Here is a 16,381-nt window from a genome sequence, read left to right on the forward strand (position 1 = left end):
ACACTGGAGGCCTCGATGAAACACATCCTGCTCTTTTCTTTTCTGCCACCGGCTTCGGTCCTTGAACGCGCATTAAATCAGTTCAAAGCCACGATTTCGGCCAAAGAACTTTCCGTCGAAGAAATGCTGGATCAGGTTCACAAGATCCAGCCTGCTGCCATCGTGGTTGTACCCCGTCAGAAAATTACTGCCGATGTCATTAAAGCTCTGCCCGATTCCGTAAAAATCATCGCCACCTCCAGTGTGGGATTTGAACACCTGGATATCAGTGCCGCCAAAGAGCGCGGCATCCTTCTTAGTAACACTCCGGAAGTGCTGACCGAGTGCACGGCGGATCTGGGAATGATGCTGCTTTTAAATGCCTGCCGTCGCGGACGCGAGTATCTGTCCATCATGCAGGACGGCTGGAGAAAAACCTACAGCCAGACGGACATGCTGGGCCTGCAGGTCAGCGGCAAAACTTTGGGGATTCTGGGCATGGGCCGCATCGGCCGGGCTCTTGCCGACCGCGCCCGCGGTTTTGGCATGAAGATCATCTATTGCAACAACAAACGATTGCCGCCGGAACTTGAAAAAGATGCCGTGTATTTTAAAAACTTCCACGACATGCTTCCGCACTGTCAGATCATTTCCTTAAATGCACCCAGCACTCCGGAAACCAATGGCATCATGGACAGTAAAAGCTTTTCGCTGCTACCGAAAAACGCGGTGCTGGTGAATGTAGGGCGCGGGAATCTGGTGAACGAGGATGCTTTGATCAAAGCGCTGCAAAGCGGTCATCTGTTTGCGGCCGGACTTGATGTGTTCTGCCATGAACCTGATTACAACTTGAAGCTGCGTGATTTTCCGAATGTGTTTTTAACTCCGCACATGGGAAGTGCGACGGTCGAAACCCGATCCGCCATGGGTCACCGGGCTTTGGACAATGTCACCGCGGCGCTGGAAGGCCAACGCCCCGGGGATTCTTTGTATTAAAGCTGATTCAGGACATCCAGTCCCAGTTTCCAGCCGTCTCCGGCACCGAGGGTGACAAACACGTCGCCCTCTTTCAACATGCCCAGAATTTTCTGAGTCGCTTTTTCATCACGCACAAAATACTGGGCGTGCTCATGTTTCATTTCTGAAGCCAGCTTTTCACTGGTCACGCCTGGAATTGGCGCTTCACCCGCCGGATAGATATCTGTCAGCAGAACCTGATCGGCTTCCATAAAGGCCGTGGTAAAGTCATGCCAGCAGTGCTGTGTGCGGGAATAACGATGCGGCTGGAAGAAAACCACCAGTCTCTGCTTCGGATACTTTTCACGGAAGGCCTGCAAAACGGCACGCACTTCAGTCGGATGGTGACCATAGTCATCGTAAATTTTGATGCCTTTTTTCTCGCCCTTGAAGTGGAATCGACGATCCACGCCTTCATAGCGCTGAAGACCCTTGGCGCATGTTGCAAACGGAATCCCCGCGGCCACACCCGCACAAATCGCCGCCACCGCATTCAAAGCATTGTGACGACCCGGAACCTTTAGATTGAACTCACCCACCAGATGTTTTGTACCCAGCAAACGATCATTGCGGTGAACCGCATAGTGCCCCTGCTCTCCGGTCACAACCAAATCGTTCTTTTCATCGAAGCCATAGAACAGGATTCTTTTCGGGAAGTTTTCAAAGATCTGACGAACCAGCGGATCATCGCCACACACGATGACCTTGCCATAGAAAGGAACTTTCATCGCGAAGTCGTGGAAAGACTTCTGCACATTTTCAAAGGTCTTGAAGTGTTCCAGGTGGTCCGAGTCAATATTGGTGATGATCGCAATTTCCGGGGATAGCTTGTGGAAGCTTCCGTCAGACTCATCGGCTTCGGCCACCAGCCATTCACCGGAACCCAGCATCGCTGTGGACTTGATCAGTTCAAAGCGGCCGCCGATCACAATCGTCGGGCTTAGGTTGGCCTCCAGGAAAATCGCAGAAGTCATGGACGTTGTGGTGGTCTTTCCGTGCGTCCCCGCCACTGCGATACCGCGCTTCAGGCGCATGATTTCCGCCAAAGCCTCGGCACGCGGGATCAGAGGAATCTGCCGAGCGCGCGCTTCGGAGATCTCGGGGTTTCCGTATTGAATCGCACTGGAATAGACCACAACGTCAGCGTCCCCCACGTTGCTGGAAGCGTGGCCTTTAAAGACCTTCACACCCAGTTCTTTCAGTCTTTCCGTGTTGGCGTTTTCAGCCTGGTCACTGCCGGATACTTTCGCGCCGATATTGTGCAACAGCTCCGCGAGGCCGCACATACCGATGCCTCCAATACCTACGAAATGGAATTTGGCGTGCTGTAACTTCATTGCAGGATTTCCTTTGCGATCACGGTCGCAGAATGAGGGATATAGAAGTTCTTTATATTCCGAACCATTTGATCGCGCAAATCTTTATCGGCCCGCAAAGATTGGACTTCTGAAATCAACCTTTCCGGCGTTAAATCTTTCTGCAGAATCATCCGGCCGGCATTTTTCTGCACCAGGCTTTCTGCATTCTTCTGCTGATGGTCGTCCGCAGCCGGCAAAGGCACAATGATAGGAATAATGCCAAACGCCGCCGCTTCCGCAATCGAGCTGGCCCCACCACGGCAGACAATGATGTCAGCCCACTGATAATACTTGGCCATGTCATAGATGAACTCAAACGGCTGCACTTCGCACGGCGCATTTTTGTACTTTTCAGTCACGCGCTCAAGATCCGCGCTGCCCAACTGATGAACGACAGAAAGGTCTTTCACCCACTCCCCCCCGCTCATCACGGCATCACTCAGACAGTTGTTGATGATACGGGATCCCTGACTGCCGCCAAAAGCCAGCAGGTGGAATTTTTGATTTTCAGAGGTGCTATGCACAGCCGCTTCGATTTCAGCACGAACCGGCATACCGGTTTGGATGATGCTGTCACCCTTGAGATGTTTTTTAGCTTCGTTGAAAACCACAAAGCACTTGTCGACAAAGCGGGACAAGATACGGTTGGCCATGCCTGGCATTGCATTGGGTTCCCACACCGCCGTGTTAAAGCCAATAATGCTGGCTGCCAGCACAAACGGACCGGAAGCATAACCACCCACCCCGATTACATACAAAGGCTTTAGCTGCCCCAGCAGACGGATGGACTGCCACAGACCCACCGGAATCTTCAACAGGGTCTTCAGTTTCTGAATCGGACTTTTCACATTCAATTGACCGGATTCGATCAGATGCAGAGGGAAACCCTCGCGAGGAACAATCTTGCTTTCAAGACCCCGAGCCGTGCCGACAAAGTGCACCTCGATGCTGGGATCAAGCTTTTGCAAAGCCCGGGCGATGGCAATACCCGGATAAATGTGTCCGCCAGTGCCTCCGCCGGCGATCACGATATTTTTCTTAACAGTCATTTTAATTTTTCACCTTTGAAGCTGTCCAACGGGAACCAAAGCGACGGGAAAACTTGTCTTCTTCGAAAGAGTTCTCGATGTTCAGAATAAGTCCAAACATAAAGCACAGGGACACCAAAGAGCTTCCCCCGTAACTCAAGAACGGAAGAGTCAAACCTTTGGTGGGAAGAAGTCCCATCACCACCCCTGCATTGATAAATACACTCAAGCCAAATGTCACTGACAAACCCAGAGCCAATGCTCTTTTGAATGGCTCCTCAGCTTTGACCGCAATCTGCATTCCGCGGAAAACAACAAAACCGTACAATGCCAAAATCAGAACGAAACCGACAAAGCCCATTTCTTCACCCAGCACGGCCAGGGTGAAGTCGGTGTGCGCCTCTGGAAGGAAGAACAGTTTCCCCTGCCCTTGCCCCAGACCTGCGCCGGTCAATCCGCCGGAATGGAAACTCAGCATACTTTGAATCACCTGGAAGCCTTTTTGCGCCGGGTCCGCCCATGGATCCAGGAAGGCCAGAACACGTGCGCGGCGGTAAGGCACACTCATCACCAGGAAATAGAACGCCGGAATCATCACCGCCACCGCACCAATGATGTATTTCCACTGCAAACCGAAGGCAAACAACAAAGTCACCGCCACCATGACGATGATGGCAAAGGTTCCAAAGTCAGGTTGTTTCAGCAGCAACGCCATCGGAGCCACCAGGGCCACAAAAATCCAGTGCCACTTAACACGCCCCAGGAAGTTTTCCTGACGGCACAGCAAACTTGCAAACCACACACTGAAGGCGATTTTCAAAAGCTCGCCCGGCTCAAAGCGCACTCCGAATGGCAACTGAATCCAGCGGATCGCTCCACCCACACGAACCCCCAGGCCCGGAACGAAAGTCGCCAACACCCCCAGTGTCGCCACCAGCCACAAAGCCCAACCGTATTTTTCAATGTAACGGAATGGAATATGGATGGTGGTCACCAGCACGCCCATGGCCAGAATCGTGAAAATCAATTGTCGTTTGAAGAAGAACAGACCGTCGCCATAGGATTCGATCGCGAAGATAAAACTGGAAGAATAAACTTGAACCAGCCCGATTCCTAAAAGAGTGATGATGGCAAGAAACAGGCTGCTGGACAGATATCTCAACATAAACGTGGACTCCCGAGAAAGTGGCTTCACCAGCCACTTTCTAAGTTAATCAGAAGTCCAGATTAAGGTCTATCGGGTCGGAAAAAAGCTGGACCCGATTACTCGGAGATCACTTCAGCGTCAGACTGCTCTGCTTCCTGTTTGGAAGGTGTCACTGGAGCCTTTTTCGGAGCGGCAGCTTTGCGCTCACCACGTCCGGCTGTAGCGCAGCAATAGATCACACCATTCTGATCGGAAGTGTTTTTGTAGTTGGTGATAGAGAAGTTGCGGTTGGCGTCGCAGCGATTGGCCATTTTCATGCTCAGTTCAACATCCAGATCATGGTAAACATCGCCACTGAGGAATTCGCAGAACATGCCTGTGCTGGCTGCCATCTTTTCACGTTGTTCCTGGCGGGCCTTGAAAGATCCGGAAGCACAACCGGAAAGAACCAATACGCTTGAAGAGAATAAAAGGAAAAGACGACGAGACACGGGGAGCCCTCCTGGCAATGTTAATACTCAAAGGGCCTCATCCTCGAGGCCCTTTGCTTGTTTCTTGATTGTAAATTATCAGTGAAACTTTCTCACGATTTCTTTGAAATAATCGCCGCGTTCTTCGAAACTGTCAAACATGTCGAAGCTTGAGCAGCCCGGAGAAAGCAGGACAACGTCCCCGATTCTCGACTTTTGGTAAGCGATCAAAACCGCCTCCTCAAATGTACCGATCAGGAAGGTTTCAGAGAAGTCACCAAGGTCGCGATTGATACGTTCTTTGGCTTCCCCGACCAAGATCAGGGTTTTCACCTTGCGTTTCACGGAAGTGCGCAAAGGCTCATAATTCAGATTCGTATCTTTACCCCCGGCGATCAGGATCACGTTTTCATCGAAAGTGTCCAAAGCGCGCAGAACCGCATGCACGTTGGTGGCCTTGGAGTCGTTGTAGAACATCACTCCGCCCACTTTGCGCACGTATTCGATACGGTGAGGCAGACCGGTGAAAGTGTTGATCACTTTCTGAACCGCTTCACGGGTTGCACCATGCTCGCGGGATGCCAGGATCGCCGCCATGATGTTTTCCACGGAATGTTTACCGCGCATTTTCATGCCCTTGATATTGAAGCTTTCGATCTCTGGGCCGGTACGAACACGGATTTCGTCGCCGATATTCACAGCGCCACCGATGTTCATGATTTGAGGTTCCAAAGCCGGTTTGCGGGAGAAGTAGAAGATACGACCGCGCTGAACTGCCGGATCACGAGCCAACTCGACAACCGCGTTGTCATCCGCATTCAGAATGCTGGTAGTTGCCTGGTTGGTGTTTTTGAAGATACGGCGTTTTGCATTGACGTATTCTTCCATGGAACGGTAACGATCCAGGTGGTTTTCAGCCAGGTTCGTGAACACGATGTTGCCCGGATTGAAAGTGTCACAGTGTTCAAGCATGAAGCTTGATACTTCCGCGATCACCACCTGAGCTTTGTCATCCAGACGCAGGTAATCCACCAGCGGCTTTTCATTCGCCCCGCCCACCCAGGTTCTTACACCGGATTCAGTCAGGATCGCCTCAGTGATTTTCGCGACTGTGGTTTTACCGTTGGTACCAGTCAGACCGATGATCGGCTCTTTGATAAAGCCGGCAGAGAATTCGAACTCTCCGGTGATCTTGATGCCTTGGGAGCGGGCATAATCAAAGATCTTCAGATTGCTTGGAACACCCGGAGAAAGAATCACCAGATCCTGAGCAATGAAAGTTTTCGGGCTGTGGCCGCCCAGCTCAAACTTGATTGGCAAATCACCCAGTTGCTCCAACTGAGCAGAAAGCTCCGGCTTGGATTTGTGGTCTGTCACTGTCACTTGTGCGCCATGTTTGGTCAGGAAGTGAGCCAGGGAAACACCCGTCTTGCCCAATCCCACAACCAAAATGCGTTTGTCTTTTAAATCACTATACTCTTTATACATCTTCTTACCTCAACTTCAGAGTGGCCAAACTTAATACTGCAAGCAAAATGGAAATGATCCAGAAACGAACAATGATCTTGGTTTCGGTCAATCCGCCCAATTCAAAGTGGTGATGAATCGGCGCCATTTTGAAAACTCTTTTACCGGTCATTTTGAAAGAGATCACCTGAGTGATCACTGACAATGCTTCGACCACGAAAACCCCGCCCAGGACAAGCATCAACAACTCATTTTGAGTGATGACAGCCATGGAACCCAGGAAACCGCCCAGGGACAACGAACCCACGTCACCCATGAAAACTTGCGCCGGATACGCATTGAACCAAAGGAAGCCCATGCCCGCCGCCACGATGGTCGCCGCCACAATGGTCAGCTCCCCGGCGCCCACGACGTGAGGGATTTGCAGATAGTTCGCAATCGAGAAGTGTCCCGTCACATAGGCAAACAGACCCAAAGTCGCCGCCGAGATCATCACCGGAACAATCGCCAGTCCATCCAGACCGTCTGTCAGGTTCACCGCATTGGCGGTGCCCACCACAACAAGGGCAGCAAAGATCACATAGAAGTAACCCAGATCAATAGAAACGGATTTTACAAATGGAATGGTCACTGCGGTGCTCAGACCGTGGAAGTGAACCAGAGCCAAAACCACAAGTCCGCTGATCAGGAACTCGCCAGCCAGACGGATTTTACCGGACAGACCCTTGGAGTTCTTTTTGCTGACTTTCAACCAGTCGTCCATGTAACCGATCAAACCAAAGCCCCAAGTGATAATCAGAACACCCCACACCAGCGGGTTCATCATATCCACCCACAACAGGCAGGGAATCAAAGTGGAAAGAAGAATCAAACCACCACCCATGGTTGGTGTGCCGGCTTTCTTTTTGTGAGTTTGAGGACCGTCATCGCGGATCGCCTGACCAAAGTGCTTCAACTGAAGACGTTTGATAAAATGCGGACCCCAAATCCAGCACAGCAAAAAGGCTGTGAAGAAGGCGATAAAGGTTCTGACCGTGATGTACCTGAAAACGTTCAGTGGCGAGAATTCATCCGCCATTGAGTAAAGCCATTGGTAAAGCATGCTGCGCTGATCCCCTGTTGTGACCTAAAAATTTAAATTTGCTAGGAACTTAAAGGGTTTAGCATATTCGCTGGACAAAAATCAAGCGAAAGTTCGTAAGTATATGTAATCACTAATGTTTAAAGAATTATCTGTGATATGACAGGGCTCATGTTCCGCGCCCTTGAAAGTGCTAAAATAAGAGCAAGCAAGGAGGTCGTTGTGAAAATTGCGTTGAAAGACCATATGACCCGAAAACTCATCACTGTCAGTAAGGACGCGACAGCTTCAGAAGCTTTGCGCCTGATGACCAACTATTGGATTCGTCACCTTCCCGTCATGGATGAAGAAGAGGATTATATCGTCGGTATGCTTTCCGAGCGGGATCTGTTGCGTTCTCCGCACGCCGAAACTCCTGTTGGAAAGCTCATGAGTTCACCCTTAAAAACATTCCCGATCGAAGCCCCGATGAAAGCCGTCGTTGATGCGATGATTGAAGAAAAGGTTTCGGCCTTTCTGATCACAAAAGACGATGAAGTTGTCGGCATCGTGACTTCGGAAGACATGCTGGTGCTGCTGGATCAGATTCTGAAAAAAGATGAGTCCTCGGACGCCCCTTGGGTGTTGGGAGATTTGTTCTCAAATCCCCTGCTGCAACGAACCGCCTATCTGGTCGGACAAGCCGGCGTCTAACCAGGAACCTTTTGGGATTACTGTTTTTCGGCGAAATCCAAAGGCTCACACGGGAAGACGAAGCGCTCTAGCTTTGTCCCGCGTGAGGCTTTGACGACGGCGATGTCGCCAGCTTTCAGGAAGCCCGCCAGATCCTGGCCGGAAGAATCTTTATAGTCTTTTTCAATCAGCGCCAGATTTTTGTATCCGGTGCTGTTCAAACCTTTGGCGAAGGCTTCGGCGTCATCACCAATGAAATATACTTTATCAAAGCCTGCTTGGCCGACCCAGGTGCCCAGCTCTTCATGCAGGTTCGCGGACGCAGATCCCAGTTCACGCATCTGACCGAACACACCGACTTTGCGCCCCGGAACGGTCAGAAGTTTCATATTGTCGATCAGAGCCTTCATGCTGTCAGGATTTGCGTTGTAAGCATCAAAGATCATCTGCGCACCGGATTTCAAGTGCACCAACTGGTTACGCCCCCAATTGGTCTTGCAGGCAGGAAGCCCCGCCCACACCTGCGCTGGAGTCATTCCCACCGCCAGCCCCACGCTGGCCGCCGCCATCAGGTTCGTCAGATTTTGAGCACCGAACACCTGAACGCGCGCAGTTCCCGCTTCGCCACCGATGGAACCCTTGATCGAGATTTCATTCATGTTCATGGAAGAAATCATCAAGTGCACATCCGCACGCGGATCTTCGGAAGAGAACGTCAGGATGCGCGCCTTCGGGAATTTTTCGCGCGCCTTCACGTACATGTTGTGGGTTTGTGTGTTGTCCAGATTGTAAATACGCACAGTCTGATCACCGGAAGCTTCATAGATTTCCTCTTTGGCCTCCGCCACCTTTTCGATGGTGCCGAAAAATTCCATGTGCGCACGCCCCACCATGGTGCAAACCACCACGTCCGGTTCGGCAATATGCACCAGCTCGGTGATTTCACCGGCGTGATTCATCCCCATCTCAATGATGGCAACATCCTTTTTCGGAGGCAGTTGCAACAACGTGAAAGGAACACCCCAATGATTGTTGAAGCTGCCTTTGTTGTAGTGAACGTCCATGGCAGAACCCACCAGCGCCGCCGTGAATTCTTTGGTGGTGGTTTTGCCATTGGAACCCGTGATCCCGACAATGCGGGCGCTGGATTCGTGACGAGCCCAATTGCCCAGCTTCTGCAATGCTTTCAAAGTATCAGGAACCAGCAGGATCGTGGCTTTGTCTTGCAGATTTTCGGTGTGAGCGTTTTCTTCATGCACCATCAAACCCGCGGCGCCTGATTCCACCGCTTTGTCCAGGAAGTTGTGGGCGTCAAAAGCCTCACCTTTAAGCGCGATGAAAAGCTGGCCCTGCAACTGGGCGCGGGTGTCGGTGCCAATGCCAGCAAAATGGGTTTCTTTCTGGCTCAGGATCTTTGCACCTGTGACTTTAACGATGGTTTGCAGGTCCATGGCTCTCATGTTTATCTCCCTTGCAAGGCCTCTTCGGCCACCTTCACATCACTGAAGGGGAACTTCTGTGTTCCGATAATTTGATAGTCTTCGTGACCTTTGCCGGCGATCAGAATCACATCGCCTTCCTGGGCCCGCTTCAGGGTTTGAGTGATGGCGTCCTTGCGGTCCACCACGGTCATGGCTTTGGCTTTCGCAGATCCGGCCACTCCGGCCAGAATATCCTGAATGATCGCTTGCGGATCTTCGGTGCGAGGATTGTCGGAAGTGATCACGACTTCGTCTGAATACTTCAAGGCCATTTCAGCCATCAAAGGACGTTTGCCTTTGTCACGATCCCCGCCGCAGCCAAAGATCGTCCAGATGCGCGCTTTGGATTGCAGGTTTTCACGAACCTTGTTCAAAGCCGTCAGCACGTTTTCCAATGCATCCGGCGAATGGGCGTAATCAACAAAGACCGAAAGATTTTTATCATTGGGCACGGACTGCAGACGGCCCGGTACACCAGTAAAACGATCCAAAGCCTCGATGCAGATATTCAGCGGAAGCCCCGCTGACAATCCCGCACCCAAGGCCGCCAGGGCATTCATCACATTGTGAGTCCCGGACATTGGCAAGCGCACTTCACCCTCCCCGACCGGGGTCCACACTTTGAAGTGGGTCAGGGCAAAGTCCATCTTCAGAATTTCATAGCGAATGTCAGAGTCTTTTTCACCGTATGTCCAAAGCACCGCCGGATCAGCCACACGCAAGCGACGGCCAAACTTGTCAGCGGTATTGACGATGGCAAAGCACGGACGCTTGTGGGTCTTCCACAAAAGATCCGTGAACAGGCGCTGCTTCGCCTCCAGATAGCTTTCCATCGTGTTGTGATAATCCAAATGATCACGTGTCAGATTCGTAAAGATCACGGTGTTGAACGGAACACTGTCCACACGGCGCTGGTCCAGAGCGTGGGAGGAAACCTCCATCGCCACGGCCAAAGCCCCTGCCGAACGGAATTCGCGCAGACGCTTTTGCAAAAACACCGGATCCGGCGTGGTCATTTCAGAAGGCCATACCTGATCACCCAGATGGTGATTGACCGTGCCGATCACCCCGGTGGGAATTTTGCCGTGATTCAAAATGGCTTCGGCCATGTACGTGACAGAAGTTTTTCCGTTGGTGCCGGTCACGCCGACGCAGAAAAGCTCCTGCCCCGGATCCCAGTAAAAACGGCTGGCCAGAACATCCAGCACTTCGCGGGAGTTTGGCACCTGCAACACAACGCCTTCGTACCCTTGCGGAATTTTCGCGCGATCTTCCACCACCAGGGCGGCGGCACCTTTGGCAACGGCATCAGGAATAAAAGTGTGCCCGTCCAGTTTGTTGCCGCGAATCGCGACAAATACTGAACCCGGCACGACAAGGCGTGCGTCGTTAAAGACCCCTGTCACTTCAATATGAGAGAATGCGTTTTCAGGAATCCCCGGCAGAATGGAAAAGAGATGTTGCAGTTTCACGCACTAAGAGTAACTTAGGTCTCAGATATGAGACAACTCGGAAAACTACATTGCCAAGAAATAAATCATAACGACGATGCGCCATGGGTCATCTTCTTCCATGGCTACGGCGCTGATGCCAACGACCTGTTTTCGCTGGGGGAAATCATCCCAACCAAGAAGACATACAACTGGTTATTTCCGAACGGAAATCTGGAAGTGCCCATCGGCCCGGCTTGGATGGGCCGCGCCTGGTGGACAATTGACATGATGGAAATTCAGCGTGCGCAGGAACGCGGTGAACACCGTGACTTCAGCAACGACACCCCGAAAGGCATGAGCAAAGCTTACGACCTGGCCATGGAGATGATCCGCCAGATGAAGGTTCCGTGGAACAAAATCGTGCTGGGCGGATTCAGCCAGGGCGCGATGCTGGCGACTGAAATCTATCTGCGTGCACCGGAAACTCCAAAAGGACTTGTGATCATGTCCGGCACTTTGGTGCATCAGGAAGAATGGAAGCAGTATGTTCCCAATCGCGCCGGCCAGCGCTTCTATCAAAGTCATGGCATCAATGATGCGGTTCTGGGCTACAAACAGGCGCAGAAACTTGAAACTTTGCTGACCCAACATGGCATGAAAGGCTCCCTGCAAGGGTTCCGAGGCGGTCACGAAATTCCAATGCCGGTCATCACCCAAATCGGGGATTATCTGAGTACTATTCCATAAGGACTGTCCCGGGTTGATACGGAAACATTTCAGTTTCTTGCAGCCCGGGCTTTTTGCTTCAGACCCCTTCAGAAAGCTCCGTTAGAGCTAGCATGAGCATTCTGATCGTACTGGCATCTCTCATTCTTACCGGTTGTGGCGGCATTACCGCAATTCTGGGTTCTTCCAGCAATCCTGCAAAAACACCTCCCACCAAAGTCATTTCTTTGGATGCCGCAAACTTTGCCGTCGCTTATGATGGCGAGGGATCAGTGACGTTCAGCTCAAGCGAAATCATTCTGGCGCCAAAGCCCGCGACGGCGGCCAACGAAACCCACGCCGCCCTGGTGTTCATCAAAGAAACTGTCGACACACCTGTACAGGACTTTGAACTGACCGTGGATTTAACCACCAGCCAGCAGTTACGCCAAAACACCGCCGCCAATGACTGGGAGGTTTTCTGGCTGTTCTTTGGCTATAAAGGAAATATCACGGACAAAACCACGAACTACTATATTTCCAAACCCTCCACCGGATCCGAACTGGGGCTGGCGCACGGGGAAGTGGGACAGAAGTTTTTAGGCACCGACAGTGTCAGCAAGACCGCCGTGGGCGGCCGTCACAAGTTTAAGTTTGTGCGCAAAGGAACCTTGTTCAGCGTCTATCGCGACGACCAGCTTTTTTATTCCTATACGGATGGCACCTTCCCTTCCGCGCTTTATTCCGGCAAGGGGGCTTTGGGCTTTTACTCAGAAGACGCCGAAGTCAAAATCCATTCCGTACAATTGAAACGACTGGACAGCGGCACGGTGGCATCAGAGGTTCTGCCCCTGCTCACCTCCAACTCGCTTGAGTCGCGCTCTCCACAGTCGGTTTCCACCTTGAATGCCACGGTCACGAACTCGGCCCAGACCGGAGATTTGTTCTGGTCCTGCACCTATAAGAAAATTACCGGCGAAGTCACCGGTCTTGCCAACACCGATTGTCTTTCCGTCGGAACCATTGGCAACAACGGTCTGTTTTCATGGACGCCGACCTTGGATCAGATCGGAACCTGGATTTTCAATTTTGAAGCCTCGGAAAAACGCGGGGGCTTTGGCAGCAAGTCCTTCCAGGTGCAGGTTCGTCCTGATTGGACCGGCACCTCGCAGTTGTTTTTGTTTGACCCAGAGTTTTCCATCAGCAAAACACTGGATGCGACAAGCATCCTGACCACGCGGGCTCCCGCCAGTGCCGACAACAACAAAACCGTGAACTGGCCGGCTTTGACCACGGCGGATACAATTGACCTTTCGGGCTTAAGCGAAGCAAACCCGTGGCGCAACGACGCGGTTTCTTTAAAAAACGCCCTGCACTTTGATGCTCTTCAGGATGATCAGGGGCTGCCTTTGAGTGTTGCCAATCTTGGAACGACTCAGGACTTGCGCCTTTCTTACTGGTTCAAGCGTGACAACACCGACAGCAAAACCGCCGTGCTGGCCAATCACACCAACGGCACTTTGCAAAGCCGTCACTGGATCGGAGTTATTTCCAGCAGCTACACGGATGGCGGATCTGAAGTCGTCTGCGATGATCCGAATGCCGCCAACGGCGGATGGATGTTTGTAACGACCCAGGTGACTGCAGGAAAACTAAAAACTTTCGTCAGCGGCCGAGAAGTGTGCAGTCAGAATCTGCCGGCGACTTACAACTTTGCTTCTCCTTTAAGACTGGCTCCCCGGGTTCAGACGTTCTTCCCCTTCGCGGGTCAGATGTCAGAAATTGCGGGCTATACCCAATCGACTCCAGCAGAAATCTTTCACGACTTTACCGCAACCGCCGACCGCTATCGTCCGGTGAAAGTCGGCGCCATCAATTCCGGTGATTTGGTTTTGCACTGGGACGCGGCCAACGCTGATCGCGGCATGGCTCCTTCCGCAAGTCCGGCGGGCTGGCTGGGCTGGTTCGATCTGGCTCCCAAAGCGTTAACAAAAACCTTGGGCGGATTTGATGGCAACGCCTCATCGGGGTTTGTAGCCCCCACGGCCGCTACTGCCTACATGCAGTTTGACGGTGTTGATGATTATATGCAGGTGACTTCTCAGGCGGATCTTTCGACCCTGGGTCCGGCGTGGACCATTGAAGCCTGGCTGCAACCCGGTGCCGCGCTGGGAGTGGATAACAACTATCCGCCCAATGACCTGCGCCACGACCTGTATAAGACCATCTTTGAAAAAGCGCAGTACGACAATGGCAACAAGCTTTCCCATGGCCTGGGATTGCGCCTAGGTAAAAACAACACCGTCGACGCCTTTTACATCAACAACTATGGCTCGACCGATACGGTCAGTGGCGGCGTCAGCCTGAACGCCAATCAGTGGTATCATGTGGCTGTCAGCTTTGATAAAGCCACCTCAACATTAAAAAGTTATGTGAACGGCGCTCTTGAAAGCTCTAAAGTCGTTAATATCAAGCAAGACTCCAACAACGTGGCTCAAAGCGACGGCGATGTTATTGGCGGGATGTCCGATGCATTTGTCGGAATTCCCTTTGACGTCGATGGCCGCCGCCGCTTCAACGGCAAGCTGGCGGTTTTGCGTGTTTACCAAAAATCTTTGGCAGACAGTGCTGTGAAAGCCCACTGCCTTACCCAGAAGGACCGCTACGGCGTGACTTGCAACTGATCCTTCCCAATTGCAACGTGACAAAAACCAGGCATAAGTCAAAATAAAGCCATGAAAAATTTTATTTTTATGGCCTTGTTGTTGTCCGCTTGTGCGGCCTCTGCGCACCGTCTGGTTCTGGAAGAACCCTCTGAAGTTCAAGCCCTTGACGAAGCTGACTTCAATCTTGGCGCCGTTTTATTTTCTGCTCCTGGCGCAGACAATAAGAAACTTTTGGAACATCCTGCTTACCATTCTTTGGTTGCCGATCTGGAGAAAGACCTGGACGCCCTCAAGACTCAGGATGCCAAGCTGGGTGTGGGTATGAACTATGTTCACCGCCTGTTTGATATCCGCTGGCTAAAAACCACGGCGGCCCGCTTTGAACTGGTGGGCGTTGTCAACCGCATGGATCGCACCGTATTTAATCCCGGCACCTGCGGCGAGGTGCGCCTGATCTATCGCCTGTCCTATGCGAAAACCCAGAACCAAACCCTGATTCAGTCGCGTCTGCCGATGACCCTCAATGCGGTCTTCAAACTTCCAGCGACATCAAACTGCCAGACGGTGGCAAAACAATGGTCCTCTCAGCAAAAGCCTCCTTTGAAAAACTGGGTGACGCTGGCGAACCTGAAATCACTGGAAGTGAATCTGCAAGCCGTACGCTGGCCGTCGACCATTCGGGGGGACATGGGCGGACATGCGGAATATTTCCTGCGCGTGTATAAATTAAAAAACAAAATCTTTGTGCCAGCCCCGATGGAAAACACCCCGGACGTGGCTCGTCTGCAAAATGATTCCGTCCTGCGCACAGAACTGCTGGCCTGGATTTCCACGCCGGAAAATATCAAGGCTCTGGATGCCGGGACCTTGAACATTCCAGAAAAATTCCTGACCAACAAGAGCTCTTCCTTTGCCCTGCACGGAATGAACCGCTTGGCCAATCGACCGTTTGATCAGATTTTCAAGAAAGACGACTTTAAAAATCTGAAGCTGTCGGATCTGGAAAACATTTATGGCCCGTCGTCTTTCCGTCGCCGCCTGAACGACCTTTCCTGTGCGGGCTGCCATCAGGGACGCACGATTGCGGGCTTCCACTTTCTGGGGAAAGACCCGGAATCAACGATCTTTGCCAACTCGGTCTTCTCATCCCAATCTCCGCACATGATGCAGGAACAAAAGCGCCGTCAGATATATTTCCAGAATGTCTTCCAGGGAAAAACGGCCGACAGCTCTCGTCCCTTCTCTGAGCGTGACCCGAAAACACCGGGCTCCATGAATGCCCACTGTGGATTGCCGGGTTCAGAGTATCAGGCTTGGACTTGTGCGGCTGGATTGAAATGCAAGGCGGTCGTCACGCCTGAAACCTCCAAAGAAATCGGCGAATGCCTGCCGGAACAACCGATGGCTGGCAACCCCTGCGAGCCGGGGACGATTTCTCAAACCGCAAATTCTCATCGCGATCTGATGAAGGCCGGAACCAGAACATCCTGCCCGTCACATCAGTACTGCCAAACCACGAAGGTGGGTTTCCCGGGCGGCATGTGTTCTGGAGGTTGTGAACAGTTGGCTTCCGGTGAAGCATGCGGAGCTATCGCGATTCTTCAGGGCTTCAACGACTGTCTGGCGCGCAATCGTCCTTTCGGAGAATGCCTGGCGCAGAACACCCGACCTGCGGGATTGCAGGCCTGCGATGACAACACCTCGTGCCGGGCCGACTATATCTGCAACAAAACCCAGTCCGGAAAAGGCGTGTGCATTCCGCCTTACTTCCTGTTCCAACTGCGCGTGGATGGTCATCCCAAACCAATCTAAGTTTCTTTTCACAGACGAAGGGCCCATTGCGGCCCCACTGTCTGCACTTGCTCGCGGTACCTTCG

Annotated in this window: 13 protein-coding genes; 5 read left to right on the top strand and 8 right to left on the bottom strand. The window is 52.1% G+C overall.

Annotation, left to right across the window (positions count from 1 at the left end; translation table 11 throughout):
* The first annotated feature begins 15 nt into the window (after window positions 1-15).
* A complete protein-coding gene (locus ACZ520_RS15205; RefSeq protein WP_374031138.1) occupies window positions 16-975 on the top strand; it encodes a 2-hydroxyacid dehydrogenase in 960 nt (319 codons plus the stop codon).
* Here ACZ520_RS15205 and murC read toward each other — a convergent pair.
* The 6 genes from murC to mraY form a co-directional block, all read right to left on the bottom strand.
* Entirely contained in the window at window positions 972-2,333 is a 1,362-nt protein-coding gene (murC, locus tag ACZ520_RS15210) for a UDP-N-acetylmuramate--L-alanine ligase (protein ID WP_088564297.1), read from the bottom strand. The genes ACZ520_RS15205 and murC overlap by 4 nt on opposite strands.
* Window positions 2,330-3,403 (bottom strand): undecaprenyldiphospho-muramoylpentapeptide beta-N-acetylglucosaminyltransferase, encoded by a 1,074-nt coding sequence (murG, locus tag ACZ520_RS15215; RefSeq protein ID WP_088564296.1) that lies wholly within the window; start codon window positions 3,401-3,403, stop codon window positions 2,330-2,332. The genes murC and murG overlap by 4 nt, the downstream gene beginning before the upstream one ends.
* A 1-nt stretch (window position 3,404) precedes the next feature.
* On the bottom strand, window positions 3,405-4,547 hold the full coding sequence (gene ftsW / locus ACZ520_RS15220) for a putative lipid II flippase FtsW (RefSeq protein WP_088564295.1): 1,143 nt from the start codon (window positions 4,545-4,547) through the stop codon (window positions 3,405-3,407).
* Between the two features lie 98 nt (window positions 4,548-4,645).
* Window positions 4,646-5,020, bottom strand: coding sequence for a hypothetical protein (locus ACZ520_RS15225; RefSeq protein WP_088564294.1), 375 nt, complete (start codon window positions 5,018-5,020; stop codon window positions 4,646-4,648).
* Window positions 5,021-5,098: 78 nt separating this feature from the next.
* Window positions 5,099-6,487, bottom strand: coding sequence for a UDP-N-acetylmuramoyl-L-alanine--D-glutamate ligase (murD, locus tag ACZ520_RS15230; protein ID WP_088564293.1), 1,389 nt, complete (start codon window positions 6,485-6,487; stop codon window positions 5,099-5,101).
* Window positions 6,488-6,491: 4 nt separating this feature from the next.
* On the bottom strand, window positions 6,492-7,568 hold the full coding sequence (mraY, locus tag ACZ520_RS15235; RefSeq protein ID WP_416480025.1) for a phospho-N-acetylmuramoyl-pentapeptide-transferase: 1,077 nt from the start codon (window positions 7,566-7,568) through the stop codon (window positions 6,492-6,494).
* A 201-nt stretch (window positions 7,569-7,769) separates the two neighbouring features.
* Here mraY and ACZ520_RS15240 point away from each other — a divergent pair, with 201 nt between their 5' ends.
* Window positions 7,770-8,240, top strand: a complete 471-nt coding sequence (locus tag ACZ520_RS15240) for a CBS domain-containing protein (protein WP_088564291.1) — start codon at window positions 7,770-7,772, stop codon at window positions 8,238-8,240.
* A 17-nt stretch (window positions 8,241-8,257) separates the two neighbouring features.
* Here ACZ520_RS15240 and ACZ520_RS15245 read toward each other — a convergent pair whose 3' ends face one another.
* Both ACZ520_RS15245 and ACZ520_RS15250 read right to left on the bottom strand, forming a co-directional pair.
* Complete coding sequence (locus ACZ520_RS15245) at window positions 8,258-9,679, bottom strand: UDP-N-acetylmuramoyl-tripeptide--D-alanyl-D-alanine ligase (protein WP_464126366.1); 1,422 nt, start codon at window positions 9,677-9,679, stop codon at window positions 8,258-8,260.
* Window positions 9,680-9,681: 2 nt separating this feature from the next.
* Window positions 9,682-11,172 carry a UDP-N-acetylmuramoyl-L-alanyl-D-glutamate--2,6-diaminopimelate ligase gene (locus ACZ520_RS15250; protein WP_464126368.1) on the bottom strand — a complete coding sequence of 497 codons (1,491 nt, stop codon included), beginning with the start codon at window positions 11,170-11,172 and terminating at the stop codon, window positions 9,682-9,684.
* A gap of 27 nt (window positions 11,173-11,199) precedes the next feature.
* On the opposite strand from ACZ520_RS15250, the gene ACZ520_RS15255 reads away from it, so the two are divergent.
* The 3 genes from ACZ520_RS15255 to ACZ520_RS15265 all read left to right on the top strand — a co-directional run bounded on the left by ACZ520_RS15255 (window position 11,200) and on the right by ACZ520_RS15265 (window position 16,316).
* Complete coding sequence (locus ACZ520_RS15255; RefSeq protein ID WP_374031146.1) at window positions 11,200-11,880, top strand: alpha/beta hydrolase; 681 nt, start codon at window positions 11,200-11,202, stop codon at window positions 11,878-11,880.
* 92 nt (window positions 11,881-11,972) lie between these two features.
* Window positions 11,973-14,522 carry a LamG domain-containing protein gene (locus tag ACZ520_RS15260; protein ID WP_464126370.1) on the top strand — a complete coding sequence of 850 codons (2,550 nt, stop codon included), beginning with the start codon at window positions 11,973-11,975 and terminating at the stop codon, window positions 14,520-14,522.
* A gap of 51 nt (window positions 14,523-14,573) precedes the next feature.
* A complete protein-coding gene (locus ACZ520_RS15265; RefSeq protein ID WP_464126372.1) occupies window positions 14,574-16,316 on the top strand; it encodes a hypothetical protein in 1,743 nt (580 codons plus the stop codon).
* The last annotated feature ends 65 nt before the right edge of the window (window positions 16,317-16,381 follow it).

Source organism: Bdellovibrio sp. BIS2 (genome assembly GCF_055398295.1).